The organism is Antarcticirhabdus aurantiaca, assembly GCF_009765365.1.
Classification (GTDB): domain Bacteria; phylum Pseudomonadota; class Alphaproteobacteria; order Rhizobiales; family Rhizobiaceae; genus Antarcticirhabdus; species Antarcticirhabdus aurantiaca.
The window spans coordinates 1-24,592 of sequence record NZ_VTOM01000001.1 but is presented as its reverse complement, the minus strand read 5'-3'; the positions used below and the strand labels follow the sequence as shown (position 1 = coordinate 24,592).

Below are 24,592 nucleotides of genomic sequence, written 5' to 3'. Positions count from 1 at the left end.
AGTGCCACCGTCACGGTCCCGGGCGGCAGGCAGGAGCGGTCGACGCTCAGACCATGCCGAGGTCGCGATAGCTGTCGTGGAGCGCGCGGTCGCCATCCGAGAAGCGGCCGGCGGCGAAGTTGTGCTGGTGCCAATAGGGATAGATGTAGGGCACGCGGCTGACGCGGTTCAGCCGCTCCAGCTCGTCGTCCGTCAACTCGATCTCAGTCGCCGCGCAGTTCTCGCGGAACTGCGCCTCCGACAGGCCGCCGACGACGAGCGTCGAGACGGCGGGGCGCGACAGCGTCCAGGCGAGCGCCACCTGCGCCGGCGTGATGCCGCGCGCGTCGGCGATTTCAGCGGCCACGTCGACGATCCGCCACAGCCGCTCCTCGTCGCGGATCGGCGGCTCGCTCCAGCCCTTGGCCTGGCGCGAGTCCTCCGGCGCACGATCGCGGCGGAAGGCGCCGGAGAGGAGCCCGGCGGCGAGCGGCGACCAGACCATGACGCCGACGCCCTGGTCGACGGAGAGCGGCAGCAGCTCGTACTCGGCCTCGCGCGCTTCCAGCGTGTAGTGGATCTGCTGGGCGGCGAAGCGCGGCAGGCGGCTGCGCTCGGCGATGCCGAGCGCCTTCATGACGTGCCAGCCGGAATAGTTGGAACAGCCGGCGTAGAGAATCTTGCCCTGTGCGCGCAGCGTGTCGAGGGCTTCCAGCATCTCCTCCAGCGGCGTCAGCCCGTCCCATTCGTGCATGAGATAGACGTCGATCCGGTCGGTGCGCAGGCGCTTGAGGCTCCGCTCGCATTCGCGGATCAGGTGATGGCGCGAGACGCCCTCGTCGTTCGGGCCGGGGCCGATGCGCATGCGCGCCTTGCAGGAGATCAGGACGTCGTCGCGCCGTCCCTCCAGCACCTCGCCGAGGATCTCTTCCGAGCGGCCCAGCGAGTACATGTTGGCGGTGTCGAAGAGGTTCACTCCCGCCTCGATGCAGGCATCCACCAGTCGGCGCGCCTCGGGCACGCCCTGGTCCGCCACCTTGGCGAAGGCGCCCTCCCCACCGAAGGAGAAGGTGCCCATGGAGATGGCGGAGACTTTCAGCCCCGTGCGGCCGAGCGTGCGGTACTTCATGCGGCGCCCTCCCCGCCGCGCCCGGCCAGCGCCTCGACGATGCGCAGGAAGGCGAGCTGCCCGGGATCGTCCAGGCTCGCGCTCTTCTCGGCGAACATGCGCGCTCGGCCGAGCTTGCAGGGCTTGCCCTTGAAGGCCGCCAGCGTGTCGCGGGCGGCGGACAGGGCCGCGTCGGCCATGTCGACGGCCGCCGCATCCTCCAGCGCCTTCGACACGGCGTCCAGGCTGTCGAGCACCGTCTTGTCGCCGAGGCTGCCCTTGCCCCGCGCCATCATCGCGTCGCGCGCCGCGGCCACGAGCGAGGTGAGCTCGTCCGCCTGGACGGTCGTCTTGCCCTTGGTCGCCTTGGCCGCGGCCATGAAGCCGGTCGCGACGAGCGTCCCGTAGGACGAGGACGACACGCGCTGAAAGGCCTTGGCGCATTCGAGGAGGGCGAGGCCGACATCCTCCGGCAGATCCGCGCTCGCGGCCTCCGCGAAGCCCTTGGAGACCGTGATGCCGAGGTCGCCGTCGCCGAGCTGGCCGTCGGCGGCGTTCAGCTCGTCCGCCGCCGCGCCCGCGCCCGCGGCGACGCGCGCGAGCGCCGCCTTGATGCCGTCCCTGTCGATCGTTCCGCCGGTCATGGCGCCGCCCTCCCTCAGCCGACGCGCCAGTAGGCGCAGGCGGCCGGCGCCTTGAGGTGACGCTCCAGTTCCTCGTCGAGGGCGATCGTGGTGATCGTCGCGCCTGTCATCTCCATGGAGGTCGCGTAGCGCCCGACGAGCGGCATGACGATCTCGGCGCCGATGTCGTCGAAGCGCGCCTTCACGCGGCGATATATGATGTAGAGCTCCTCCAGCGGCGTCGCGCCGAGCGAGTTGACCAGCACCGACAGCCGGTCGCCCTTGCCGAAGGCGCGGTCGGCGAGGATGCGGTCGATCATCTCGTCGGTGATGGCGTCGGCGGGCTTCAGCTTGTCGCGCCAGATGCCGGGCTCGCCGTGGATGCCCATGCCCATCTCCATCTCGCCCTCGCCGATCTCGAAATGGGCCTTGCCCGCCTGCGGCACGATGCAGGGGGTGAGCGCCATGCCGATCGAGCGGCAGGCATCGGCCGCCTTTTGAGCGACGCGCGTCACCTCGTCGAGGTCGGCCATGGTGTCGGCGGCAGCGCCGGCGATCTTGAAGGCGTAGATCATGCCGGCGACGCCGCGGCGCTTCTCGGCTTCCTCCTTCGGTGCGGAGACCACGTCGTCGGCGAGCACCACGGTGGTGGTGCGGATGTCGTTCTCCAGGTCGACCATCTCGCCGGCCATGTCGAAGTTCATGACGTCGCCGCCGTAATTGCCGTAGAGGCGCAGGACCCCTGCCCCGCCGTCCGCGTGGCGGATGGCGGCGGCCATCTGCTCGGCCGAAGGGCTGGCGAAGACGTCGCCGATGGCGCAGGCGTCGAGGAAGCCGGGGCCGACATAGCCGGTGAAGACCGGGAGGTGCCCGGACCCGCCGCCGGTGACGATGCCGACCTTGCCCTTCGTCCCGCCGCCGGGGCGCGCGATGACGCGGCGCTCGGGCTGGGCGTAGAACTCGGGATGGGCGAGCGTGAATCCCTCCAGCATCTCGTCGACGTAGGAATCGGGGCGGTTGAGGATCTTCTTCACGGGGTTCGTCCCTCCCTGGGAAACGCGTGGTGTCAGACGGCGGCGCGGGCGAGGCGCTCGCGATGCTTGGCGAAGCGGTCGATGAGGATCGGCAGGCCGGTGCCGAGCACGATCAGGATGCCCACCACCACCTTCTGCCAGTAGGAGGGCACGCCCGCGCTGAGGAGCGAGGTGTTGATGAGCGTGATGACCAGCGCGCCGAGCAGCGTGCCCGTCACCGTCCCGTGCCCGCCGGTGATGCGCGCACCGCCGAGAACCACCGCGGCGATGACGTTGAGCTCGGTGCCCACCAGATCGAACGGGTTCGCCATGCGCGACAGCGTCATGTGCGTCATGCCGGCGAGGCCCGCGATCGTGCCGGCGATGACGTAGATCCAGACCTTCACGCGGGCGACGTCGATGCCGATGCGCCGCGCGCCCTCCTCCGAGCCGCCGATCGCGTAGATCGAACGGCCGAAGCGGGTGAGGTTCATGAGGAACGCGACGAAGAGGGTGACGAGGACGAGCACCACGAAGGAGAGCGGCAGCGAGACGAGCTGGCCGACGGCGTTCTCCAGGCGCAGGATCATGGTGCGGGCGAACGAGATGACGTTGCGCGGCACGTTGGTGATGTAGGTCGTGCCGACGAAGGTCAGGAGCGCGCCGCGGAACAGGCTGAGCGTCCCCAGCGTCACGATCAGCGTCGGAAGGCCGAGGCCGCCAATGAGGACGCCGTTGACGAGGCCGAGCAGGGCTCCGATCAGCGCCGACAGGACGAAGAAGCCGAGGATCGGCATCGGCACGTCGAGGCCCATCACGAGGCTCATCGTCGCGTACATGGCGAAGGCGCCGATGGCGGTGAAGGACACGTCGATGCCGCCCGAGGCGAGGACGATCAGGACGCCGAGCGCGAAGATGCCGGTGACCAGCGAGTTGCGCAGCAGGTCGACCAACGTCGCCAGCGACAGGAAGCCGGGATTGAACGCCGCGATGACGAGGGCGAACAGGATCGCGGCGGCGAGCACCACGGCCTGGGGCGAGGCGAGCGCGTTGGTGAAGCGGCGCATCGGCATCAGGCCCGTGCCTCCTTGGTGACTTCGGCGTAGAGGCGGTCCTCCTCGATCTCGGCGGCGTCGAAGGCGCCAGTGACGCGGCCCTTCACCATCACGAGGATGCGGTCGGAGAGCGCCAGCGCCTCGCCGATGTCGTCGGTGACGACGAGAACGGCGGTTCCGGCGCGGCTGAGCGCCAGGAGGATCTCGTGGATCTCGCGCTTGGAGCCGATGTCGACGCCCACCGTCGGTCCGTTGAGGATCATGAGCCTGGGGCTCCGCTCCATCCAGCGCGCCAGCACCACGCGCTGCTGGTTGCCGCCGGAAAGGGTCGCGACGTTCGGCTCGACGCCCGGCGTCTTGATGCGCAGGCGCTTCACCGCCTCGACCGCCCGGCGCTTGAGCGCCGCGCGCGACAGGAACCCGCTCGAAAGCGTCGCGACGTTGATGTTGTCGGCGATCGGCTGGTCGAGGAAGAGTCCTTCCGTCAGCCGGTCCTCGGGCACGTAGGCGATGCCGGCGGCCATGGCGTCGATGGCGGAGGGAAAGTGGACGGGCCGTCCGTCCACCTCGATCCGCCCCTCGTCGGGCGAGACCATGCCGAAGAGCGAGAGCGCCAGCTCGGTGCGGCCCGAGCCGAGGAGGCCGACCAGCGAGACGACCTCGCCGGGCCGAAGGTCGAGGTCGATGCCGGCATAGTCGCCGCGCCGCGACAGGCCGCGGGCGACGAGGAAGGGCGGAGCCTGCGGCGCCGGCGCCCGCTCGATGCGCTGGGTCTCCACCGCCCGGCCCGTCATCTCGCGGCCGAGGCGCGCCCCGTCGAACTCGGCCGCCGTCCCGTCCGCCACGACGCGGCCGTCGCGCAGAACCGTGATCGTGTCGCAGAAGGCGAAGACCTCCTCCGTCTTGTGGCTCACGAAAAGGAAGGCGACCCCTTGCGCCTTCAGGGCCGAGACGATGCCGGCGAGGCGCGCGACCTCGCTGCGGGTCAGCGCCGTCGTCGGCTCGTCCATGACGATGACGCGCGCGTCGTTGGCGAGCGCGCGGGCGATGGCGACGAGCTGCTTGGAGGCGACGGGCAGGAGCTCGACGAGGGTCGCGGGGTCGATGTCGACGCCCATGCGCGCCAGCGTTTCTTCGGCGAGACGGCGGTCGGCGCGGGCGCGATGCCAGCGCTCGCGCGCGGCCGTGCTCTTCAGGAGCGCGATGTTCTCGGCGACGGTGAGGTTCGGAAAGAGCGAGAAGTCCTGGTAGATCACCGACAGCCCGGCGGCGATGGCGGCGCGCGCGTCGCCCGCGATGGTCCGGCCGCCTATCGAGACGGTGCCCTCGTCGGCCGGCACGACGCCGGACAGGATCTTGATCAGGGTCGACTTGCCGGAGCCGTTCTCGCCCGCGAGGCAGCGCACCTCGCCGGGCTCGAGTCGCAGGCCGACCTCCTCCAGCACGCGCACCGACCCGTAGGCCTTGCGGATGCCGGACATGGAGAGGACGGGTTCGGCCATGAAGAACTCCGGTCTGACGCAAACAGAAAACAGGGATCGGCGCCCGGTCGGAGCCGGGCGCGACTTTTCAGAGGGCCCGGCGGAGCCGGGGCCGGGCAAGGATTAGAAGTCGTACTCGTCCATGTTCTCGGCGGTGACGTCGACCCAGGCCTGGCCGTAGATCACCTTCCCGTCGACGCGGACCTTCTCGTAGCCCTCGACGCCGAGGTCGTCGTCGGACTTGACGGTCTCGCCCGCGAGCGCCTTCGCCGCGACGACGTTCATCGCGTAGCCCGCCTTGGCGGGATCCCAGAAGGAGATCATGTCGATGTCGCCGGTCTCGAGATAGGCGCCGGCGACCGAGGGCAGGCTGGTGCCGACGATCGAGACCTGGTCGTTGAGCCCGGCCTCCTCGACGGCGAGCGCGGCGCCGACGACGTCCTCGCCGGCCGAGCCCTGGATGCCCTTGAGGTTGGGATAGGTGCGCAGGAGCTCGCGGACCTTGGCGTTGGCCTGCTGCTGCTGCTCGGCGGATTCGAGCTTGCCGCCGACCAGCGTCATCTTCGGATACTTGTCCTTCTGGTAGGCGATCGCCGCGTCGACCCACTCGTTGTGGGTGACGGAGGTGAGATAGCCGACGAGCACGGCGTACTCGCCCTCGCCGCCCATCTTCTGCGCCAGCGCCTCCATCAGGTGCTCGCCGTACGCCTTGTTGTCGAAGGCCTCCAAGTCGTAGGTGACGTTCTGGAGCGTCGCGCCTTCGTGGCCGACGACGACGATCTTGTTGTCGAGGGCGCGCTTGAGCACCGGCTCCAGCGCCTGGGGGCTGTTCGGCACGACGTTGATCGCCGCGACGCCGCGGGCGATCAGGTCCTCAATGAGCTGGACCTGGAGGGCGGCGTCGGCGGTCGCGGCGCCGACCTGCGTCGCGTTGTTGCCGGTCGCCTCGGCATATTCCTTGACGCCCTCCTCCATGCGGTTGAACCAGGCGATGCCGGAGAGCTTGACGACCGTCACCATCTCCTTCTTGTCCTGGGCGCCAGCCGTGCCGACCATGCCGCCTGCGATGGCGGTCGCCGCGAGCGCTCCCAGAAGCGCGGTCCTGAACTTGCCTGCCATGTTCTCTCTCCCCTTGTTCGGCGTCATGCCGGTTCTCGACTTGGCTCAGGAGCGCGCGCGCATGAGATCGCGCGTGCGTTCGTAGAGTTCGCGATAAGTGCGGAAGCCCGCCTCGTAGAGCGGCGCGAGGTCGCTGCGCGGCTCGATGCGATCGGCCGGCGGGTTCCAGCGCTCGATGTCGGCCTCGACCACGCGGCCCGTGCCGAGCGCGGCCAGGAAGGCGCTGCCGAGGCTCGCGCCGACGCTCTCGCGACGCAAAAGCTGCGGCAGCCCGGACACGTCCGAGACAGCCTGGCTCCAGACGGCGTTCTTCGTGCCGCCGCCGACGGCCGAGAGCACGCTCGCCGGGTTGCCGGTCTCGGCATAGGTCTCGGCCACGTGGCGCACGCCGTAGGCGATGCCTTCGAGGGTCGCGCGGAACAGGTCGCCGCGCTCGTGCGTCAGGTCCAGACCGAAGAACATGCCCTTGGCATGCGGATCGTGGATCGGCGTGCGCTCGCCCGAGAAGTAGGGCAGCACCAGGAGCCCCCGCGCCCCCGCCGGCGAGGCGGCGGCTTCCGCGGCGAGGACGCCCATCGCCTCGCCGGCCGGAAGCTCGCGGGCGAAGCGGTCGCGAAACCAGTGGGTCAGCGTGCCGCTCGTCGCCAGACCCGACATCAGGGCGTGGCAGCCGGGAAAGAGCCAGGGCGCGTACCAGAGCCGCGCGTCGCGGCCACGGCTCTCCGTCACCTGGATGATGAAGACGGTGGATCCGTACATCATCATCGTGTCGCCGGGCTTCGACACGCCGACGCTGACCGCCTCCGCCGCCGCGTCGATGGTGCCGGCGATGACGGGCGTTCCCGCGGCGAGCCCCGTCGCCCGCGCCGCGTCCGGCGTCACGCGGCCGGCGATCTCCGTCGTCCAGAGGAGCTCGGGCAGGCGCCGCCGCTCGGCGATGCCCTCCATCAGGTCGTCCGCCCAATCCTGGGCGGCGACGTCGTAGAGCGGCTGGAAGCTGCCGGCGGAATAATGGTCGAGGACGCGCCGGCCGGTCAGGCGCTCAACGAGAAAGGTCGTGGAGTTCACGAAGCCGTCGGCCGCGTCGAAGATTTCCGGCCGGTTGCGCTTCAGCCAGAGGATCTTCGGTCCGACCGACTGGGAGGTCAGCGCGTTGCCCGTGCGCTCCAGGAGCGCGGCCTCGCCGATCCGCCCGGTCAGCTCGGCGATCTCGGCATGGGCGCGGGTGTCGACGCCGTAGAGGACGGCGTTCATCAGCGGGTTTCCGCCGGCATCCACCGGCAGCATGCAGGGGCCGATGCCGCTCGCGCCGACACCGAGGACGCGCTCGGGCGAGAGGCCGGAGGCTTCCACCAGTTCACGCGAGATCGCCGCGAACTCGCCCCACCAGTGAGCTTCCGCGTCGTGCTCGGCCCAGCCGGCCTGCGGCACGATCATCCGGTGCGCGCGCCGGGCTTGGCCCAGCACCGTTCCTTCCTCGGAGACCAGGACGCCCTTCGTTTCGAAGGTGCCGACGTCGATGCCGAGAAAGGCGCCGCTCACGTGTAGAGGTCCCGGTCGAGGTCGAAGCCGTCATCGCCCATGCGCCGGATCGCGCCGACGCAGAGGCTTGTCAGGCCGACGAGGTCGTCGAGATCGCAGACCTCCAGCGCCGTGTGGGTGTAGCGGCTGGGGAAGCAGAGATCGATGCAGGCGACGCCCTCGCCGACGAGCTGGACGTAGGAGGAGTCCGTCAGCGCCCCGACATGGGCCGTGCGCTGGAGCGGGATGCCGTCCTCCGTCGCGGTTTTCGCGACGAGCGCCGTCAGCGCCGGATGCGGGATGGTGCCGTTCAGCGTGCCGCGGCCGTGGAAGGAGTAGAGGCTCATCGCCGGCCCGCCGCCGAGCCGCACCTCGCCGCGATGGGTCATGTCCGGCGTATCGGCGGTGAGCGCGAGGTCGAGCTGGATGGCGATGTCGGGCTTGAGCGCCTGGGCCGCCACCATCGCGCCGCGCAGGTTGAACTCTTCCAGCACCGCGAAGACGAAGTGGATCGTCGGCCGGGGCGAGACGTCCTTCAGAAGGCGTGCGGCCTCGACGACGACGGCGCAGCCGGCCCGGTCGTCCACCGAGGTGCCGGCGACGCGGTTCTCGTTGAGGTGCATGACCCGCGGCTCGTAGACGACGGGCGTGCCGATCTCGATGCCGAGCGCGCGCACCTCATCGGCCGTATCCGCGCCGACGTCGATGAAGAGGTCGGCATAGGGCGTGACCTTGTACTTCTCCTCCGGCGGCGTCGCGTGGTGGCTCTTGTTGGCGACGATGCCGGACACGTCCCGCCCCTCGCCGATGCAGAAGCGCACGGCCTGGGCCGGCAGCGCCTTTTCCGGCACGCCGCCGAGCCGCTCGACACGGATGAGGCCGTTCGCCTCGATCTTGCGCGTGACGAAGCCGAGCTGGTCGGTGTGGGCGAAGAGCATGACGCTCGGCGCGCCGGGCTCGCCCGGCAGCGTCGCGATGAGGTTGCCGAGCCGGTCGGCGCGGGACTCAAGTCCGAAACCCTTCAGGACGCCGGCGATGTGGCGGCGCACGCGGTCCTCGTGGCCGGACAGGCCCGGCACCAGCATCAGGTCGGCGAGGAGCTGGCGCAGGCGCGCCTTCGGTTCGGTCATGCGGGTGTTCCTTTGGCCCGCCGCGTCCGCCAACGGGGAATCCAGCCCCCGTCGGCGACGACGCGCGCGGCCATGACGAGGATGAGCAGCCCGCCGAAGACGAGGTCGCGGGCGAAGGCGGTGAAGGCGAGGAAGTTGAGGCCCGACGAGATCAGCTGCAGCGTCACGACGGCGAGCACGATGCCGACCACCGTTCCCGAGCCGCCGAAGGGGCTGACCCCGGCCAGGATGTTGATGAGGATGACGAGGAGGAGATAGGAGCCGCCGTAGTCGGCATTGGCCGAGTTGACGCGCGCCAGGATCACGAGGCCCGCCAGCGCCGAGATCACGCCGGCGATGGCGTAGATCCTGAGGATCAGCGCCTTGTCCGGCATGCCGACGAAGCGCGCGGCGAGCGGGTTGGCGCCGTAGAGCCGCGCCCGCATCCCCGTCGCCGTGAAGCGCAGAACGAGGCCGAGGCCGAGCGCGACGAGCACGAAGACGAGGAGCGGCACCGGCACCGCGCCGCCGATCGAAGCGTTGCCGAAGGCGCCGTACCACTCGGGAATGCCGGTGATCGCCGGCCCGCCGGTGATCACGATGCCGATGCCGCCGAAGAGCTGCAGCGTGCCGAGCGTCGCGAGGATCGGCGGCAGGCGCAGGTACGCGATGAGGCAGCCGTTGAGGAGCCCGCAGGCGAGCCCGAGGAGGAGCGCGGCCGGCACCGCCACCCAAGCATATTCCGGCCCGGCGCGCAGGATCAGCGCCGCGACGATCGAGGCAAGGTTGGCGACCGCGACCACCGAGAGGTCGATGCCGCCCGAGATCATCGTCGGCAGGACGGCCAAGGCGAGGAGCCCGAATTCGGGAAACTGCGAGCCCATCGAGTTGAGGTTCGCGAGCGTCAGGAAGTTCGGCGCGAGGAGCGACAGGACGAAAAAGATCGCGAGCGTCAGCCCGCCGAGGCCGAGGACGTAGGAACCGGTGGTGTCGCGCCTGACGCTCATGCCCCGCCCCTCAGTCGCCGCGCGCGGCCTTGGCGAGCCGCATGAACTCGGCCGCGCGCTCGGGATCGACGGGCTTCCAGGTGTCGCCGTCGACCTTCAGCGAGGAGCCGACGATGCAGCCGTCCGCGACCTTGAGGACGTCGGCGACGGTCGCGTGCTTGACGCCGGTGTTGGCGAGAACCGGCGTCGTCGGCAGGACCTTCTTGACGGAGATGAGATCGGTCATCTCCGCCGCCTCGCCGGTGATCGCGCCGGAGACGAGGATCGCGTCGGGGATCGAGGAGAACACCGCCGAGCGGGCCCGATCGGACAGCTCGCGCCGATCGAGCGAGTAGGCGAACTCGGCCGAGACGTTGGCGAGCATGGCGACGTCGGGCCGGTGCAGGCGGTCGCGGTAGCGCATGGCCGCGCCCGCGTTCGGCGTCCACGGCCCCATGTCGGAGGCGTAGGTGCCGGTCAGGATCTCGCGCAGGAACGAGGCGCCGGTGGCCGCCGCCAGCGCGACCGAGGCCATCGGGTCCCACAACACGTTGACGCCGAAGGGCTTCTCGATCTCCGAGCGCAGCTGGCCGATGACGTAGGCCATGGTGGCGGTGGAGGCCGTGTCGACCTTCAGCTCGTAGGGCCGGTCGTTCTCGTTGCCGAACATCACCGCGTCGACGTCCGCCGCCTGGAGTGCCCGCAGGTCCCGCCGCGCCGCCTCGACGATCGCCTGGACGCCGCCGTCCGGGTCGTAGAGCGGCGAGCCCGGCAGGGGCGACAGGTGCACCATCGCGATGACGGGCTTCTTGTCGCCGAAGACTGTTCTGAACTTGATGGTCATGCGTTGCTGGCCTTCTTGCGGTTCGGGCGGGCGCTTCAGTGCAGCTCGATCGCCCGGAACAGGGATCGGTAGGGGCCGAGGCGGGGGGCCGCCTTGCGGTCGGTGAGGAAGAGATCGACGGCGGCGAGATCGCAGACGGGCTCCGCCGCCCGCGCATCGAGCTTGGAATGATCGGCGAGGAGGATGGTGCGGGCGGCGCAGGCCATTCCGGCGCGCTTCACCTCGGCTTCTTCCGCGGTCGAATTCGAGATGCCGTCCGCGTCGATCGCGTCGGCGCCCATCAGGAAGACGTCGCAGCGCAGATCCTTCAGCGCCAAGAGCGCCCAGGCGCCGACGAGGCTGAAATAGCCGTTGCGCACCTCACCGCCGAGGAGCGAGACACGCGTCTCGCCGGAGGCCGCGATCTCCGCGACCTTCACGTCGCTGGCGACGATGCGCACCGGACGGCCGGCCAGGGCCCGGGCCGCGGCAAGCGTCGTCGTGCCGGAATCGATGAGCACGGTCTGCCCGTCCGCGACCCGACGCGCGGCGGCCGCGCCGAGCCGACCCTTGGCACCCTGGTGAACGCGCAGCTTCTCCATGAACAGCGGCTCGACCGAGCCGCCGCGCCCCGGCGCCATGACTCCGCCGTGGATGCGCGTCGCGAGCCCCGCCCGTGCCAGCACCTCCAGGTCACGCCGGGCCGTCGGACCCGAGACGCGGAAATGTTCGATCAGCTCGCCGATCGTCATCTGCCCGCGCGCCGCGATCAGGTCCGCCATGCGCTGATGGCGTTCCTGCGGAAACCGGATCTGGAGCCGAGTCGGGTCACCCATGGAGATGATCATTAATGATCACTTCGTCTCGGTCAACGAACCCCATCCGGCTCTCACCACGGGAATGCATCGACGCCTAATCATCGAGGTCACTGCCGCGGAACAAGGTCTTCCGCGGCTGCCGCGTTCGACCGCGAAGCCGGCTCAGTCGAAGACGATGCCGCCGTCGACGTTGAGGGTCTGGCCTGTGACGAAGGCGCTCTCGTCGGAAGCGAAGAAGGCGACGGGGCCGACGACGTCCTCCGGGGCGCCGATGCGGCGCATGGCGGTGTTGGCGGTCCACTTCGCCTTGACGGCCGGGTCCTCGAGATTGGTGCGGCCCATATCGGTGAGGATGATGCCGGGGCAGACGCAGTTGGCGGTGATGCCGAGCGCGCCGACCTCCTGGGCGAGCACTCGGGTGAAGCCCATGACGGCCGCCTTGGAGGCGGAATAGTGCGCCTGCTCGGGCGCGCCCTGCTTGCCGCCGATCGAGGCGATGTTGACGATGCGCCCGTAGCCGCGCGCGCGCATGTGCGGCAGGAGCGCCTGGATCACCAGGAAGGTGCCCTTGGCGTTGACGTCCATGACGGCGTCCCAGATCCCGTCGTCGAGCGTCTCGACCGGGCTGGTGATCAGGATGCCGGCATTGTTGACGACGGCGTCGATCGCGCCCGCCCGCTCGATGGCGGCCGCCGCCATGGCCGTCACCTGCGCCTTGTCGCTGACATCGGCGTGGAGGGCGAAGGCGCGGCGGCCGAGCCCTTCGATCTCCGAGACGAGCCCGTCGAGATGGGCGGACTGGCGCTCGATGTCGTTGGCGACGACGTCGAAGCCGCGCTGCGCGAGGCCGAGCGCGATGGCGCGGCCGATGCCGCGGCTGGCGCCGGTGACGAGAACGGTGCGGGCGGTGGTCGCTTGGATCATGGATCGGTCCTCAAAGGGCGGTATAGCCGCCGTCCACCGCCAGCACCGACCCGGTGACGAAGCTCGCGGCGTCGGAGGCGAGAAAGAGCACGGCATTGGCAACTTCGCGCGGCTCGCCGAGGCGGCCGATCGGCGTCATGCGCATCCAGATGTCGAACCATTCGGCGTTGGAGCGGCCGGCGAGCGTCAGCTCGGTCGCGACGTAGCCCGGCGCGACGGCGTTGACCCGCACGCCCCGCGGCGCCCACTCGACGGCAAGCGACTTGGTCAGGAGGTTCACGCCGGCCTTGGCCGCGTTGTAGGCGGCCTGCGGCTGCGGATGGACGACGATCTCGCCGCACATGGAGGAAATGTTGACCACCGAGCCGCGGCCGGCCTCCAGCATCAGGCGGCCGAAGCCCTGCGAGCAGTGGAAGACGCCGTTGAGGTTGACGTCGATGACGGCGCTCCACTCCTCCGGCGGCGTGTCGACGGCGGGCGTGTTGCGCACGATGCCGGCATTGTTGACGAGGACGTGCGGCGCGCCGAAGCGGCGTGAGACCTCGTCCACCGCGGCCGCGACGCTTTGGCGCCGCGTCACGTCAAGCTCCAGCGACTGGGCGGACAGGCCGTCCTTCGCAATGCCCGCGGCCGTGCGCGCGGCCTCCGCCGCGTCGCGGTCGGCCAGGATGGCGAGGGCGCCCGCCTCGGCGAGGCGCCGGGCGATCGCCGCGCCGATGCCGCGCGCAGCGCCCGTGACGAGCGCAGTGCGGCCCGACAGGTCGAAGTCGCCGCTCATGCCTCGACGGGCTCCCGGGTCTTCGCCGCGGCCGGGGCGGCCGCCCGCGCCACGTCCTTCAGCGCGGGGTAGAGCGCGCGGTAGCCCCGGTAGATCTCGTCGTAGCGGGCGCTCTCGCGCGCCCGCGGCTCGATGCGGCGGCCGGGCTTGACCATGGCGGCGATGCCGTCGTCGATCGAGGCGAAATGCCCCGCGCCGTGGGCCGCGAGCACCGCCGCGCCGACCGACGGGGCGGCGCTGGAGGCGGGCACGCAGACCGGGATACCGGCCGTGTCGGCGTGGATCTGCAGCCAGAGCTCGGAGGCCGTGGCGCCGCCGCCGACCGTCAGCTCCGCCGCCCGAAAGCCGGCCGCCGCCATCTCGTCGAGGATCGCGCGCGTGCCGAAGGAGATGCCCTCGATCACCGCGCGGAAGACGTGTTCCGGCCCGTGGGCGAGCGTCAGGCCGACGATCGCGCCGCGCGAGAGCGGGTCGACGTAAGGGGTGCGGTTGCCCTGGAAATGGTCCTGGACGACGAGGCCGTCGCAGCCGGGCTCCAACCTTGCCGCCGCCATGTTGAGCGCGTCGAGGTCCATGGTCCCGTTCATCAGGCGCTTCAACCATTGCAGGATCGAGCCCGTCGAGGTCTGGCCGCCCTCGATGACGTGGCGGCCGGGATAGACCGCGTCCGGGTAGGAGCCCCAGAGGCCGGGATGATGGACCGCCCGCTCGGACACGCCGAACTGGAGGTGCGAGGACCCGGTGATGAGCGCGAGCTGGCCGGGTTTCGCGACGCCGAGGCCGATCATGCCGATCAGCGCGTCCGCCCCGCCCTGGACGAGCTTCACGCCCGTATGGAGGCCGAGATGGGCGGCAGCCCGCCCCGTCAGCGTGCCGACGACGCCGCCGGGCGGCACGATTGCGGCCGGCCACTTGTCGAGAAGCGCGTCGAGCCCGAGGGCGCGCACCAGCGAGGCCGCGAAGCCGCCCCGGGCGGTGGAATAGTGCCAGCGGATCGAGGCGTTGTTCAGCGAGGCGACGCGCCGGCCGGTGAGGCGCAGCGTCATGAAGTCCTGGTATTCGCCGATCGTGGCGGCGCGCTCGAAGACGTGCGGCTCGTGGCGCTTCAGCCAGAGCGATTTCGGGATCATCCACTCGGCCGAAACCGGGCCTTGGCCCCCGCCGTTGACGGCGAGCGCGGCGTCGCCCGTCGCCAGGACGTCGCGCGCCTCCTCGCCGGCGCGCACGTCCATCCAGAGAAGCGCGGGCCGCAGCGCGTTGCCCTCCTCGTCCAGCGCCACCACCGTGCAGGAGGTGGTGGTCAGGCAGATCGCCTCGACGGCGGCCGGATCGATGCCCGCCTTGGCGAGCGCGCCCTTGGTCGCGTGGCCCAGGGCGCTCCACCAGTCCTCGGGGTTCTGCTCGGCACGCGCGCCGGCCGAGAACATCGTCTCGTAAGAATGCGTCGCCTGGCCGAGGCAGGCGCCGGAGGGATCGTAGATCCCGGCGCGCAGGCTTTCCGTTCCGCCGTCCACGGCGACCACATAGGCCATCGGTTCCTCCTCCCCGCGGGACCCGCGCGCCTCCTGCGCTGCGGCCCCGATCGTCGCTCTGGTGTCAGTTCCCGGCGTCGAAGGCGCTCAAGGCCTTCGCCGCGTAGACCATGGCCGGACCGCCGCCCATCTCGACGGCGATGCCGAGAAGCTCCAGGAGGTCCTCCCGCTCGGCGCCCTGCTTCTTCGCCGCGTCGAGGTGATAAACGATGCAATCCTCGCAGCCCCGCACGACGCCGAAGGCGGCGGCGAGGAGCTCCTTCTGCGCGCCCGTGAAGCGCGAGCCGGCATGCACGCCCTTGGCAAGCTGGCGGAAGCCGCCGGCGACCTCGGGCAGCGCCTTGGCGAGCGCGCCGAGCCGCGCGTTGATGTCCCTGATCTCGCTCATCCGGCGGTCCTTTCGAAAAGGGCTGCGACCTCCGCCGGCCGGTCCCAATGCGGCATGTGCCCGGCTCCGGCGACGAGGTGGATCGCGACCGCGGACGGGAGCGCCTCGACCTGGCGCCAGGGGATGATCCGGTCCTCCAGCCCGACGACGACGCGCACCTCGATGCGCTTGGCCAGGCGCGCGAGCGGTTCGACGATGTCGACGCGCTGGCCGCCCAGCCCGAAGGCGTCGGCGGCCAGTCCATCGAGCCGACCCGCGCCGAGCGCAGCGACAAGCGCCGCGACAGCCGCGTCGGAGAGCGGTGCCGGTTGGGCGGTCAGGCGGCGCAGCAGGTGGCGCAGCGCGCCGGCCGAGGGCCGCGCCGCCATGCCCGCCACGAAGGCCGTGTCGATCTCCAGGCCGAGGCCGGCGGGCGCCAGAAGCGTCAGGCGCTTCAAGCCGGGCAAGCCCTCGGCGAGCGCGACGGCGGCGAGGCTCCCGAGCGAATGGGCGACGATCTCGGTCGGCGCGAAATCCTCGGCCGCGAGGAGCGCGCCGAGCGGCGCCGACAGGTCGGCGACGCGCCCGGCCTCGGCACGCGTCTCGCCGTGACCCGGCAGGTCGGGGACGAGGACGTCGAAGCCGACGCGGGCGAGCGCAGCTGATAAGCCGGCAAATGTCGTCCGGTCGCCGGCGAAGCCGTGGAGAAGGAGAGCACGGCCGCGCAGGGCGCCTTTCGCGACGAGGCGGTCGAAGGCGATGGCGCCTTGGCCGGCCGCGGCGGACCCGGCGGGCGCTCCGCCGACGTGGCTCTCGACGTCGCGCAGCTCGACGCGGCCGCGTCGGCCGGTGCCGGCGATGGTCGAGACATCGAGGCCGCGCCGCGCCGCAAGGCGCCGGGCGATCGGTGTGGCGCGCACCGGCCCGCTCCCCGACGGGGCGGGGGCCGGGCTCGCCGCGAGCGGCGCGGGCGTGGCGGCCACGGCGTCAGGCTCGGGCGCCGGCACGACCTCCTCGGCCGCGTCGAGCCCGTCCGGCGCCTCGTCGACGAAGCCCTCCAGCTTGGCGCTCGCAGTGGAGACCTCGACGCGGGCGATCGGCGCGCCGACGTCGAGCGTGGCGCCGGGTTCGACGAGCACCTCCACGAGGCGTCCGTCGAAGAGGGCGGGATATTCGGCGACGGTCTTGTCGGTCTCGATCTCCAGGAGCGCATCTCCGCGCTTGAAGCGCGCGCCGGCCTCCACGAGCCAGCCGACGACCTTGCCCTCGTCCATGGTCTCGCCGAGGCGGGGCATGGCGAGGGTGCGCACCACGGTGTCGCTCGCCTCGGCAGGCGCAGCGCCCCCCGCGAGCCGCGCGATGGGCGCGCCGACCGATACCATCTCGCCGGGGGCGACCAGCGTTTCGGCGAGCACCCCGTCGGCGAGCGCCGGCAGTTCGGCCACCGTCTTGTCGGTCTCGACCTCGAGGATCGACTCGCCGCGCTTGAAGGCCTGGCCGGGCGCGATGAGCCAACCGACGATGCGCCCCTCCTCCATCGTCTCGCCGAGCCGGGGCATGGTGAGGAGGGCGCTCATGCGACGAGCCGCCTCGCGGTGTCGCCGATGAGGCCGGGCGAAGGCACGCTGCCGGCTTCCAGCGCCTGGGACACCGAAATCGGGATGTCCTCGCCGGCGATGCGGATCACCGGCTCGTGCAGGAAGTCGAAGCATTCCTCGGTGATGCGCGCGGAGAGCTCCGCCGCGACGCCCGCCGTCAGCGGCCCTTCCGAAACGACGACGCAGCGGCCGACCTTTTCGACGTGAGTCCGGACCGTGTCCATGTCGAGCGGATTGAGCGTGCGAAGGTCGATGACCGTTGCCTCGATCCCGTCCTTGGCCATGGCTTCCGCGGCCTCAAGCGCATAGTGGACCTGGCGCGAATAGGTGACGATCACGAGATCCTTGCCCTCGCGCCGCACCGCCGCCTTGCCCCAGGGGAGCTTGGGCGCGGACAGGTCCGCCTCCTCCTTCCGGGTGTAGAGCGACTTGTGCTCGATGAAGACCACGGGGTCGGGCATGGTCAGGGCATGGCGCAGGAGGTGGTAGGCATCCTCGGCCGTCGCCGGCATGGCGAGCCGCAGGCCCGGCATGTGCATGATCCAGCCTTCCAGGCTCTGGGAATGCTGCGCGCCGGCCGAGCGCCCGGTTCCGCCTTGCGTGCGCAGCACCATCGGCACGCCGATCTGGCCGCCGAACATGTAGCGGATCTTGGCGGCCTGGTTGGTCAGCTGGTCCATCGTCATGCCGAGGAAGTCGACATACATCAGCTCGGCGACGGGCCTGAGGCCCGTCATCGCCGCCCCGACCGCCGCCCCGACGATGGCGGGCTCCGAGATCGGCGTGTCGATCATCCGCTCGGGCCCGAAGGTCTTGATGAGATCCTTGGTGACGCCGTAGGCGCCGCCGTAGCGGCCGACCTCCTCGCCGATGACGACGACCGTCTCGTCGGCCTGCATGGCGTCGATCAGCGCCTGGCGCAGCGCGTCGCGATAGGTGATCTGGACCATGACTCAGGCGGCTCCCTTGGACAGGATGCGGTTCAGGCGGACGCGCAAGGGTTCGGGCTCCGGCTCGCCCACGGCGTAGACGTCGCGGAACATCGAGGAGAGCGGCGGGGCGGAGCTCGCCGCGGCGAAATCGATCGTCGCGTCCATCTCGGCCGCGATCTCGGCGTCCATCGCGTCGAGCTGGCCTTCCACCGCGCCGCCGCGCTCGATCAGGCGCAGCCGGGCCTTCAGGACGGGATCGCGCAGGCGCCCCTCGGCCTCCTCGTCCTCGGCGCGGTAGGGGCTCTTGTCCATGCGGGCATGGCCGTAGAAGCGGTAGCAGGACACCGCGAGGAAGCCCGGGCGGCCGGCCCGCGCCTCGTCCATCAGCTCCTGGGCGGTCGCCGCGACCTCCTCGACGTCGTCGCCGTCCACCATCGCGCCGTTGAGGCCGAAGGCGCGGGCGCGCTCGTCGAAGGCCTGGTTGCGCGTCGCCTGGTCGATGCGCGTGCCCATGCCGTACTGGTTGTTGATGCACACGAACAGCACCGGCAGATCCCAGAGGGCGGCCATGTTCATGCTCTCGTAGAGGATCCCCTGCCCCGTCGCGCCGTCGCCGAAGAAGGCGACGGAGACGGAGTCCTTCTTCAGGCGCTTGGCCGAAAGGCCCGCACCGACGACGGCCGGGATGCCGCCGCCGACGATGGCGTTGGCGCCGAGGTGGCCGAGCGCCATGTCGGCGATGTGCATCGAGCCGCCCTTGCCGGCGCAGTAGCCGCTTTCCTTGCCGGCGATCTCGGCCATCATGCGCGCAGGGTCCGCGCCGCGGGCAAGGAAGATCCCGTGGCCGCGATGGTGGGTGGTGAACGTATCCTCCGGGGCCATGGCCTTCACGACGCCGGCCGCGGCCGATTCCTCGCCGATCGAGAGGTGCAGCATGGAGCCGGCGGAGAGGCCCCGCACGAAGAGCTCGCCGACGCGCTCCTCGAAGGACCGGATGCGCCGCATGGTCCGGTAGAGCGGCAGGAGGCCGGAATTGCCGCCGGGCGCGCTCGCGGCCGCGCGGATGTCGGGTCGAAGTTCGGTCATGGGGCGGGATGTCCTGAGTGTCGGGGCGGACGGGGCGCGAAACGGGGCATGCGCCCTCAGATCAGCTTCAGCTTCGTGGTGCGGGACACGACCGCGACGGCGACGATGATGATGACGCCCTTCACGATGCTCTGGATGTAGGTGTCGAGGCCGACGAGGTTCAAACCGTTGTTGATGACGCCGATGAACAGGGCGCCGAAGAAGGTGCCGGCGATCGTCGCGGTGCCGGGGCGGAACATGGTCATGCCGATGAACACGGTGGCGAGGCCGTCGAGGAGGTAGTCCTGCCCGGCATTCGGCTGTCCCGAGCCGAGGCGCGCCGACAGGAGGATGCCGGCGATCGCCGCGAAGAGGCTGGAGATCACCAGCGCCGCCTGCCGGTAGCGCCGCCCCCGAATGCCCGAGAGTTCGGCGGCCTTGAGGTTGCCGCCGACGGCGTAGACGTAGCGGCCGAAGATGGTGCGCTCCATCACGAACCAGGCGAGCGCGACGGCGCCGAGCATGATGAAGGCGACGACGGGGATGCCGAGGATGCGGCCCTGACCGAGCACGAGGTAGCTGTCGGGAAGCCCGCCATAGATGGCGCGCCCGCCCGACAGGAGGAAGTTCACGCCGAAGAGGATCGATCCCATGGCGAGCGTCGCGATCAGCGAGGGCACGCCGACGAGGGTGACGAGAAGGGCGTTGGTGAGCCCGACCGCGAGCCCGGCGCCGAGCCCGGCGAGAAGGGCGACCGGCATCGGCCAGCCGGCGACGAGGAGGAGCGGCGCGATGAGACCGGCGAGCCCCGCCATGAAGCCGACGGATAGGTCCATCTCGCGCGCGGCGAAGCCGAAGGTCAGCCCGATCGCGACGATGGTCAGCATCGAGATCTGCTGGAGGATGTTGAGGAGGTTCGTCGTGGTCAGGAAGCGGTCGACGCCGATCGAAAAACCGATGAACAGGAGCGCCAGGACGATCAGCGTCGAATAGCGCAGGAGGCCCTGCTTCAGGCGCCGGCGGCCTGCGGCCTCGTCGCGCGGGCCGGTCAGGGTCGCGCTCATGCCCGCACTCCCGCCATGGCCGCGATGAAGCTCTGTTCCGAGAAGTTGGGCCAATGCAGTTCTCCGATTGCGTGGCCGCCGGCGAAGGACACGACGCGGGTGGCGAGGTCGGCGATTTCGATGAGGTCGGACGAGGCGACGACGACCGCGCAGCCGTCGCGGGCGAGATCGCGCAGGAGCTGATGGATCTCGCGCTTGGCGCCGATGTCGACGCCCTCCGTCGGCTCCACGAAGATCATCAGCCGGTAGCGCCCCTCGGCGCCGTAGAGCCACTTGCCGATCGAGATCTTCTGCTTGTTGCCGCCGGACAGCTCGGCGACGACCTGCTCGGGCGAGGAAGCCTTGACGGCCAGGCGCTCCATGACGCGGCGCGCCTCGCGGGTCTCGCGCGCCGGGCTGAGGACGCCGAGGCCGGACAGGGCGCCGGCGTCCGGATGGACCATCGCGAGGTTCTCGCGCACGCTCCAGTCGCCGACGAGCGAGTGGATCATGCGGTGGTCCGGCACGAAGGCGACGCCGCGCCGGCGCATCGCGGCGGCGGAAACCTCCGCCACCGGCTCGCCGAGAAAGCGCAAGCGTCCCCCGACGCGGTCCGGCGCGTCGTAGAGCGAGCGGGCGAAGGCGAAGTGGCCCGAGCCCGTCAGGCCGATCAGCCCGACGATCTCGCCGGGGCGCACGGCGAAGTGCTCGGCGCCAGCTTCCGTCGTCTGCCAGTCGGACACCTCGACGACCGGCGGGGCAGCCGCGTCAATCGCCTCGCGCGGCGCTTCGCGGGCGCTCGCCGCCTGGCCGCGCTGGAGCATCAGGCTCACCAGCCGCGCCTCGTCGGCGCCGTCCGCGGGGAAGGTCTCGACGAGCCGGCCGTCGCGAAGAACGGTGATGCGGTCGGACAGCGCCAGGATTTCCGAGAGGAAGTGGCTGATGAGAACGACGCCGACGCCCTGTTTGGGCAGGCGGCGCACGATCGCCCAGAGCCGCTCCTTCTCGCGGGCGGGCAGCGTCGCGGTCGGCTCGTCGAGGATCAGGATGCGGACCCGGCCGCGCAGCGCCCGCACGATCTCGACGATCTTCTGGTCGGCGTAGGGAAGCGTTTCCACCGGCGCGTCGAGGTCGATCGAAACGTCCGGGAACCAGCGGGCGAGGAGTTCGCGGGCTTGGCGCTTGAGCCCGCGGCGGTCGACCACGGCACCCAGGCGCTTCGGCTCGGCGCCGAGGAGAATGTTCTCGGCGCCCGTCAGTCCCGGCACGAGGCTGCCCTCCTGCGAGACGTGGGCGATGCCGCGGGCGAGCGCGTCGCCGGCTCCGGCGAGCCGCAGCTCCTCGCCGTCGAGCGTCATTCGCCCGTCGGTGAAGGCGCGGCTGCCGCCGAGGATCGAGACGAGCGTCGTCTTACCCGCGCCATTCTCGCCGATGAGGCCGTGAACCTCGTCGTCGCGGAAGTCGACGCTGACGCGATCGAGGGCGCGGGTGCCGGGATAGTCCATGACGATGTTGCTGAGGACGATGGCCATGCCGCCGGAATGCCTCGCTTGGCTGAGGACGGACGAGGCCCGTGGCACGGGCCGCGAGGGGCCGGCCGGCGGCGCGTGAGGCCCGCCGCCGGCCGGGCGATCACTGCACGAAGTCCTTGCAGTTCGCCTTGGTGACCAGCGGGGCGTCGAGATAGACGACCTTGGAGGGGATCACGGCGGCCGCGTCCTGCTTCTCGACGACGACATCCTCGATCCACTCGCCGGTCTGCGCGCCCATCTTCTCGAAGGGCTGGCTGACCGTCGCGATCATCTGGCTGCCCTCCTTGCAGACCTCGGCGATCGCCTGCGGGTGGCCGTCGATGCCGATGACCTTGGCGTGGGTGTTGCCGGCGGCCTTCAGGGCGTTCAGCGCGGCCTGGGCCGGCTCGTCCCAGGGCGCCCAGACACCGTCGATCTCGTCCCCGAAGCGCGTCGCGTAGTCCTGCATGGAGCGCGTCGTGTCTTCGAAGAAGGCGGTGTAGTCGATGTTGTGCTCGGCCAGCACCTCGATGTCCGGATACTCCTTGAGCACCGTCGCCATGGTGTCGCCGCGCTTGCGGGTGCCGTGGTGCTCGGCCATGCGCAGGAAGATGATCTTCGAGCCCGGGCCGAGCTCGTTGAGGAAGAAGGGCGACACGGTCGCGCCCATGGCCCAGTTGTTGGTGGTCACGTCCACCATCGTGCCCTTCACGTCGCCGCTGTCGACGGTGAAGATCGGGATCCCCGCGTCGACTGCCGCCTGGATGGCAGCGGCCGAGGCGCGCAGGTCCGCCATGGTGACGATGATGGCGCCGACGCCGCGCGAGGCCGCGTCCTGGATGTTGGCGGCGGTCTTCTCGCCGGAGCCGCCGGAGTCGAGGTAGCTGACGGTCCAGTCGGCCTTGCCGGTCTCTTTCAGCCAGGCGTCGAAGCCGGCTTTCACGCGCTGCTCGGACTGCGCGGCCGCGTTGGCATGGACCCAGGCGATGTCGAGCGCGAGCGCCGGGGCGCTGACGGACACGCCGAGGCCGGCCAGCGCCGCGAGGACGCCGTTCCTCATTGCACGAAACTGCATTTTGAAGTTCCTCCCATGCCGCGGGCACTCGTTCCGCGCGGCTCCCAGCGTCGCTCCCAGACGCGAGTTGAATGCTAGCTCCGACCTGTTACAAACGTCAAGCGGAAATACAAATGTACGAGGCCGCGATGATCGAGAACGACGAGACGCTGATGGTGAAGGCCGCCTGGCTCTATCACGTCGGCGGCCTCAACCAGGCGGAAGCGGCCGAACGGCTGGGCCTCACCCGAGCGCGGGTCAACCGCCTCCTGGCAGACGCGCTCGAAGAGGGCGTAGTGTCGATCACCGTGGACCGGCAGCTCGCCGGCATGGTGCCGGTGGAGGAGGAGCTGCGTCGGCGCTACGGCCTTCGCTTCTGCCAGGCGACGCCGGCGCTCGACCTGAAGCCCGCCGGGCGCGAGGAGACCGACCGCGCCGGCCTGTCCGCGACGCAGAAGGTGGCCTTCCGTGCGGTCGGGCTCCTAGCCGCCAATCACCTGCGCGCGCATCTCGCGCGCGACGAGCCCTCCACGGTCGGGCTCGGCTGGGGCCGCACGGTCGAGCAAATGACGCTGCACCTGGCCGGTGTCAGCGCGCCGGGCGCCCGCTTCATCTCCCTGATGGGGTCGCTCACCGCGAACTCGGCCTTCAACCCGTTCGAGCTCGTCTACACCTTGGCCAAGCGGACGGGCGGCGAGGGCTACTTCCTACCCGTGCCCTTCATCGCCGACACGCTGGAGGACCGTCAGGTGCTCCTGTCCCAGCGCTCGGTGACGAAGGCCATGGCGATCGCCGAGGAGGCGACGCTCTGCATGATCAGCGTCGGCGAGCTGGAAGAGAACTCGCTCCTGCGCCGGCAGGGCATGCTGTCGAAGGCGGACGTCGCGAGCCTGCGCGCGGCCGGGGCCATCGGCGACACCAACGGCATCTTCTTCGACGAGTCGGGCTGGCCGGTCGACCACGAGCTGAACCGGCGCACCATCGCCGTGTCCTTCGACACGCTGCGCCATCTCGACGTCGTCCTGATGGTGGCGAGCCCGGAAAAGACGCGCGCCGCGGCGGCCCTGCTGTCGAGCGGCCTCGTCAAGGGCCTGATCATCGACGGCGACGCCGCCCTGCAGCTCCTCGCGAAGCCCGGCTGACGTCTCTGCGCATGCCAAGCGGGGGATCGACCAAGTGCGATCTCCCCGGGGACCGGGCCGCGAGCCGTCATGAACACGGTTACTGCCGCTGACCGGCGCGTAAGGAACCCACATCCGCTTCGTCAACGATGCGGGTCGCCTTCACGACGACGCCGGCTCGAGACTCGTACCGTCGATGAGAAACCCAACTCTCCTGTTGCTGCAGCCCCTCCAACCTACGAGCTCAACGGACATGCGAAGGAAAATGTAAAACCGCCGCGGTAAGAGGCGCGAAGGTGCCCACCCGCGGCGAGTCAAAGGCCGACGACCTCCACAGCTTTCGCCGCCGCGTTCATGTAAGCGCCGCCCTCGCCGCTGGACCATGCCCAGAGATCGAAGATTGTCACGACGCCCTTCCCCGGCGGTCGGCGGTTGGACACCGACGCTGGCTTGGTCGAAACCGGCGGGGAGTGAGGGTGATGCTCATCATGTCGAGAATCAGGCGCCCAGGGTGGCGCCTGTCCGGCGGTCGGAGCGCGTTGAAGCCGTGCGAGATGTCGTCGGCGCAGGTGGTGGGGTTCGTTGTCGGCTATCGTCCTGACGCTATTGGCTCGCCGTGAGGCTGCGTCCTCTCCTGTGCCCGCGCTGCTGGTCCGCGCCTTCGGCGGCGGACCTCCGCGGTCAGCGGCCCTCCAAACGCGTCAAAGCCCCGCGAGCGTGTTGCTCTGCGGGGCTTTGATGATGATCTTTTGCTGAGGTTATGCGGGCCGATGGGTCGGCGTGTTCCGATTTTGGCGGCGTGTTCTGGATCTGGGATGGTGGTGAAGACGGCCTGCCTGCCGTTTGGCTCGCTCAACCGCTTGAGCCCTGTAGGGGCGGGCGGATGAGAGCTTTCATGGGACAGTTGTTGCGTTTGGCGGACCTGGCGGCGACCGACTTTCCCGCGTCTTGAGACGAAGTATCATGGGCGCTGGGGCGTTTCACGGCCGAGTTCGGAATGGGATCGGGTGCGGCCGCCCCGCCAGAACCACC

Annotated in this window: 22 protein-coding genes and 1 rRNA gene; 1 reads left to right on the top strand and 22 read right to left on the bottom strand. The window is 70.5% G+C overall.

Annotated features, from left to right (window positions below):
• Window positions 1-46 precede the first annotated feature (46 nt).
• The 21 genes from FZN60_RS00115 to FZN60_RS00015 form a co-directional block, all read right to left on the bottom strand.
• Window positions 47-1,108, bottom strand: coding sequence for an aldo/keto reductase (locus FZN60_RS00115; protein WP_158869853.1), 1,062 nt, complete (start codon window positions 1,106-1,108; stop codon window positions 47-49).
• Window positions 1,105-1,731 carry a DAK2 domain-containing protein gene (locus tag FZN60_RS00110; protein WP_158869851.1) on the bottom strand — a complete coding sequence of 209 codons (627 nt, stop codon included), beginning with the start codon at window positions 1,729-1,731 and terminating at the stop codon, window positions 1,105-1,107. Before FZN60_RS00110 ends, FZN60_RS00115 begins: the two co-directional genes overlap by 4 nt.
• 14 nt (window positions 1,732-1,745) lie before the next feature.
• Window positions 1,746-2,744 (bottom strand): dihydroxyacetone kinase subunit DhaK, encoded by a 999-nt coding sequence (locus tag FZN60_RS00105; protein ID WP_158869849.1) that lies wholly within the window; start codon window positions 2,742-2,744, stop codon window positions 1,746-1,748.
• Window positions 2,745-2,776: 32 nt separating this feature from the next.
• Window positions 2,777-3,796: an ABC transporter permease gene (locus FZN60_RS00100; protein ID WP_246726494.1), complete on the bottom strand. Its 1,020-nt coding sequence runs from the start codon at window positions 3,794-3,796 to the stop codon at window positions 2,777-2,779.
• Complete coding sequence (locus tag FZN60_RS00095; RefSeq protein WP_158869847.1) at window positions 3,796-5,280, bottom strand: sugar ABC transporter ATP-binding protein; 1,485 nt, start codon at window positions 5,278-5,280, stop codon at window positions 3,796-3,798. The genes FZN60_RS00100 and FZN60_RS00095 overlap by 1 nt, the downstream gene beginning before the upstream one ends.
• 102 nt (window positions 5,281-5,382) lie before the next feature.
• Entirely contained in the window at window positions 5,383-6,378 is a 996-nt protein-coding gene (locus FZN60_RS00090) for an autoinducer 2 ABC transporter substrate-binding protein (protein WP_158869845.1), read from the bottom strand.
• Window positions 6,379-6,423: 45 nt separating this feature from the next.
• On the bottom strand, window positions 6,424-7,920 hold the full coding sequence (locus FZN60_RS00085) for an FGGY-family carbohydrate kinase (RefSeq protein ID WP_158869843.1): 1,497 nt from the start codon (window positions 7,918-7,920) through the stop codon (window positions 6,424-6,426).
• A complete protein-coding gene (locus tag FZN60_RS00080; protein ID WP_158869840.1) occupies window positions 7,917-9,029 on the bottom strand; it encodes a M42 family metallopeptidase in 1,113 nt (370 codons plus the stop codon). Before FZN60_RS00080 ends, FZN60_RS00085 begins: the two co-directional genes overlap by 4 nt.
• Window positions 9,026-10,015 carry an ABC transporter permease gene (locus FZN60_RS00075; RefSeq protein WP_158869838.1) on the bottom strand — a complete coding sequence of 330 codons (990 nt, stop codon included), beginning with the start codon at window positions 10,013-10,015 and terminating at the stop codon, window positions 9,026-9,028. The genes FZN60_RS00080 and FZN60_RS00075 overlap by 4 nt, the downstream gene beginning before the upstream one ends.
• A 10-nt stretch (window positions 10,016-10,025) precedes the next feature.
• On the bottom strand, window positions 10,026-10,838 hold the full coding sequence (locus tag FZN60_RS00070) for a BtpA/SgcQ family protein (RefSeq protein WP_158869836.1): 813 nt from the start codon (window positions 10,836-10,838) through the stop codon (window positions 10,026-10,028).
• A 35-nt stretch (window positions 10,839-10,873) separates the two neighbouring features.
• Entirely contained in the window at window positions 10,874-11,599 is a 726-nt protein-coding gene (locus tag FZN60_RS00065) for a DeoR/GlpR family DNA-binding transcription regulator (protein WP_158869834.1), read from the bottom strand.
• A 198-nt stretch (window positions 11,600-11,797) separates the two neighbouring features.
• Complete coding sequence (locus FZN60_RS00060) at window positions 11,798-12,559, bottom strand: SDR family NAD(P)-dependent oxidoreductase (protein ID WP_158869832.1); 762 nt, start codon at window positions 12,557-12,559, stop codon at window positions 11,798-11,800.
• 10 nt (window positions 12,560-12,569) lie between these two features.
• Complete coding sequence (locus FZN60_RS00055; RefSeq protein WP_158869830.1) at window positions 12,570-13,337, bottom strand: SDR family NAD(P)-dependent oxidoreductase; 768 nt, start codon at window positions 13,335-13,337, stop codon at window positions 12,570-12,572.
• Complete coding sequence (locus FZN60_RS00050; RefSeq protein ID WP_158869828.1) at window positions 13,334-14,869, bottom strand: FGGY-family carbohydrate kinase; 1,536 nt, start codon at window positions 14,867-14,869, stop codon at window positions 13,334-13,336. Before FZN60_RS00050 ends, FZN60_RS00055 begins: the two co-directional genes overlap by 4 nt.
• A gap of 64 nt (window positions 14,870-14,933) precedes the next feature.
• Window positions 14,934-15,257, bottom strand: a complete 324-nt coding sequence (locus FZN60_RS00045) for a carboxymuconolactone decarboxylase family protein (protein ID WP_158869826.1) — start codon at window positions 15,255-15,257, stop codon at window positions 14,934-14,936.
• On the bottom strand, window positions 15,254-16,813 hold the full coding sequence (locus FZN60_RS00040) for an alpha/beta fold hydrolase (protein ID WP_158869824.1): 1,560 nt from the start codon (window positions 16,811-16,813) through the stop codon (window positions 15,254-15,256). Before FZN60_RS00040 ends, FZN60_RS00045 begins: the two co-directional genes overlap by 4 nt.
• Entirely contained in the window at window positions 16,810-17,784 is a 975-nt protein-coding gene (locus tag FZN60_RS00035; protein WP_158869822.1) for an alpha-ketoacid dehydrogenase subunit beta, read from the bottom strand. The genes FZN60_RS00040 and FZN60_RS00035 overlap by 4 nt, the downstream gene beginning before the upstream one ends.
• 3 nt (window positions 17,785-17,787) lie before the next feature.
• Entirely contained in the window at window positions 17,788-18,852 is a 1,065-nt protein-coding gene (locus FZN60_RS00030; RefSeq protein ID WP_246726493.1) for a thiamine pyrophosphate-dependent dehydrogenase E1 component subunit alpha, read from the bottom strand.
• Window positions 18,853-18,908: 56 nt separating this feature from the next.
• On the bottom strand, window positions 18,909-19,895 hold the full coding sequence (locus FZN60_RS00025) for an ABC transporter permease (RefSeq protein WP_158869820.1): 987 nt from the start codon (window positions 19,893-19,895) through the stop codon (window positions 18,909-18,911).
• Window positions 19,892-21,406 carry a sugar ABC transporter ATP-binding protein gene (locus FZN60_RS00020; RefSeq protein WP_158869818.1) on the bottom strand — a complete coding sequence of 505 codons (1,515 nt, stop codon included), beginning with the start codon at window positions 21,404-21,406 and terminating at the stop codon, window positions 19,892-19,894. Before FZN60_RS00020 ends, FZN60_RS00025 begins: the two co-directional genes overlap by 4 nt.
• A 100-nt stretch (window positions 21,407-21,506) precedes the next feature.
• Window positions 21,507-22,460, bottom strand: a complete 954-nt coding sequence (locus tag FZN60_RS00015) for a sugar ABC transporter substrate-binding protein (protein ID WP_246726492.1) — start codon at window positions 22,458-22,460, stop codon at window positions 21,507-21,509.
• Window positions 22,461-22,573: 113 nt separating this feature from the next.
• Here FZN60_RS00015 and FZN60_RS00010 point away from each other — a divergent pair, with 113 nt between their 5' ends.
• Window positions 22,574-23,581, top strand: coding sequence for a sugar-binding transcriptional regulator (locus tag FZN60_RS00010; protein WP_246726491.1), 1,008 nt, complete (start codon window positions 22,574-22,576; stop codon window positions 23,579-23,581).
• A gap of 899 nt (window positions 23,582-24,480) precedes the next feature.
• On the opposite strand, the gene rrf is transcribed toward FZN60_RS00010, so the two are convergent.
• Window positions 24,481-24,592, bottom strand: a 5S ribosomal RNA gene (rrf, locus tag FZN60_RS00005); the annotation flags it as partial.

Excerpts from the sequence above, each read along its gene's own strand:
- FZN60_RS00115 (WP_158869853.1), bottom strand. The coding sequence starts at position 1,108 with ATGAAGTACCGCACGCTCGGCCGCACGGGGCTGAAAGTCTCCGCCATC.
- FZN60_RS00110 (WP_158869851.1), bottom strand. The coding sequence starts at position 1,731 with ATGACCGGCGGAACGATCGACAGGGACGGCATCAAGGCGGCGCTCGCG.
- FZN60_RS00100 (WP_246726494.1), bottom strand. The coding sequence starts at position 3,796 with ATGCCGATGCGCCGCTTCACCAACGCGCTCGCCTCGCCCCAGGCCGTG.
- FZN60_RS00095 (WP_158869847.1), bottom strand. The coding sequence starts at position 5,280 with ATGGCCGAACCCGTCCTCTCCATGTCCGGCATCCGCAAGGCCTACGGG.
- FZN60_RS00090 (WP_158869845.1), bottom strand. The coding sequence starts at position 6,378 with ATGGCAGGCAAGTTCAGGACCGCGCTTCTGGGAGCGCTCGCGGCGACC.
- FZN60_RS00080 (WP_158869840.1), bottom strand. The coding sequence starts at position 9,029 with ATGACCGAACCGAAGGCGCGCCTGCGCCAGCTCCTCGCCGACCTGATG.
- FZN60_RS00075 (WP_158869838.1), bottom strand. The coding sequence starts at position 10,015 with ATGAGCGTCAGGCGCGACACCACCGGTTCCTACGTCCTCGGCCTCGGC.
- FZN60_RS00070 (WP_158869836.1), bottom strand. The coding sequence starts at position 10,838 with ATGACCATCAAGTTCAGAACAGTCTTCGGCGACAAGAAGCCCGTCATC.
- FZN60_RS00065 (WP_158869834.1), bottom strand. The coding sequence starts at position 11,599 with ATGGCGGACCTGATCGCGGCGCGCGGGCAGATGACGATCGGCGAGCTG.
- FZN60_RS00060 (WP_158869832.1), bottom strand. The coding sequence starts at position 12,559 with ATGATCCAAGCGACCACCGCCCGCACCGTTCTCGTCACCGGCGCCAGC.
- FZN60_RS00055 (WP_158869830.1), bottom strand. The coding sequence starts at position 13,337 with ATGAGCGGCGACTTCGACCTGTCGGGCCGCACTGCGCTCGTCACGGGC.
- FZN60_RS00050 (WP_158869828.1), bottom strand. The coding sequence starts at position 14,869 with ATGGCCTATGTGGTCGCCGTGGACGGCGGAACGGAAAGCCTGCGCGCC.
- FZN60_RS00045 (WP_158869826.1), bottom strand. The coding sequence starts at position 15,257 with ATGAGCGAGATCAGGGACATCAACGCGCGGCTCGGCGCGCTCGCCAAG.
- FZN60_RS00040 (WP_158869824.1), bottom strand. The coding sequence starts at position 16,813 with ATGAGCGCCCTCCTCACCATGCCCCGGCTCGGCGAGACGATGGAGGAG.
- FZN60_RS00035 (WP_158869822.1), bottom strand. The coding sequence starts at position 17,784 with ATGGTCCAGATCACCTATCGCGACGCGCTGCGCCAGGCGCTGATCGAC.
- FZN60_RS00030 (WP_246726493.1), bottom strand. The coding sequence starts at position 18,852 with ATGACCGAACTTCGACCCGACATCCGCGCGGCCGCGAGCGCGCCCGGC.
- FZN60_RS00025 (WP_158869820.1), bottom strand. The coding sequence starts at position 19,895 with ATGAGCGCGACCCTGACCGGCCCGCGCGACGAGGCCGCAGGCCGCCGG.
- FZN60_RS00020 (WP_158869818.1), bottom strand. The coding sequence starts at position 21,406 with ATGGCCATCGTCCTCAGCAACATCGTCATGGACTATCCCGGCACCCGC.
- FZN60_RS00015 (WP_246726492.1), bottom strand. The coding sequence starts at position 22,460 with ATGCAGTTTCGTGCAATGAGGAACGGCGTCCTCGCGGCGCTGGCCGGC.
- FZN60_RS00010 (WP_246726491.1), top strand. The coding sequence starts at position 22,574 with ATGTACGAGGCCGCGATGATCGAGAACGACGAGACGCTGATGGTGAAG.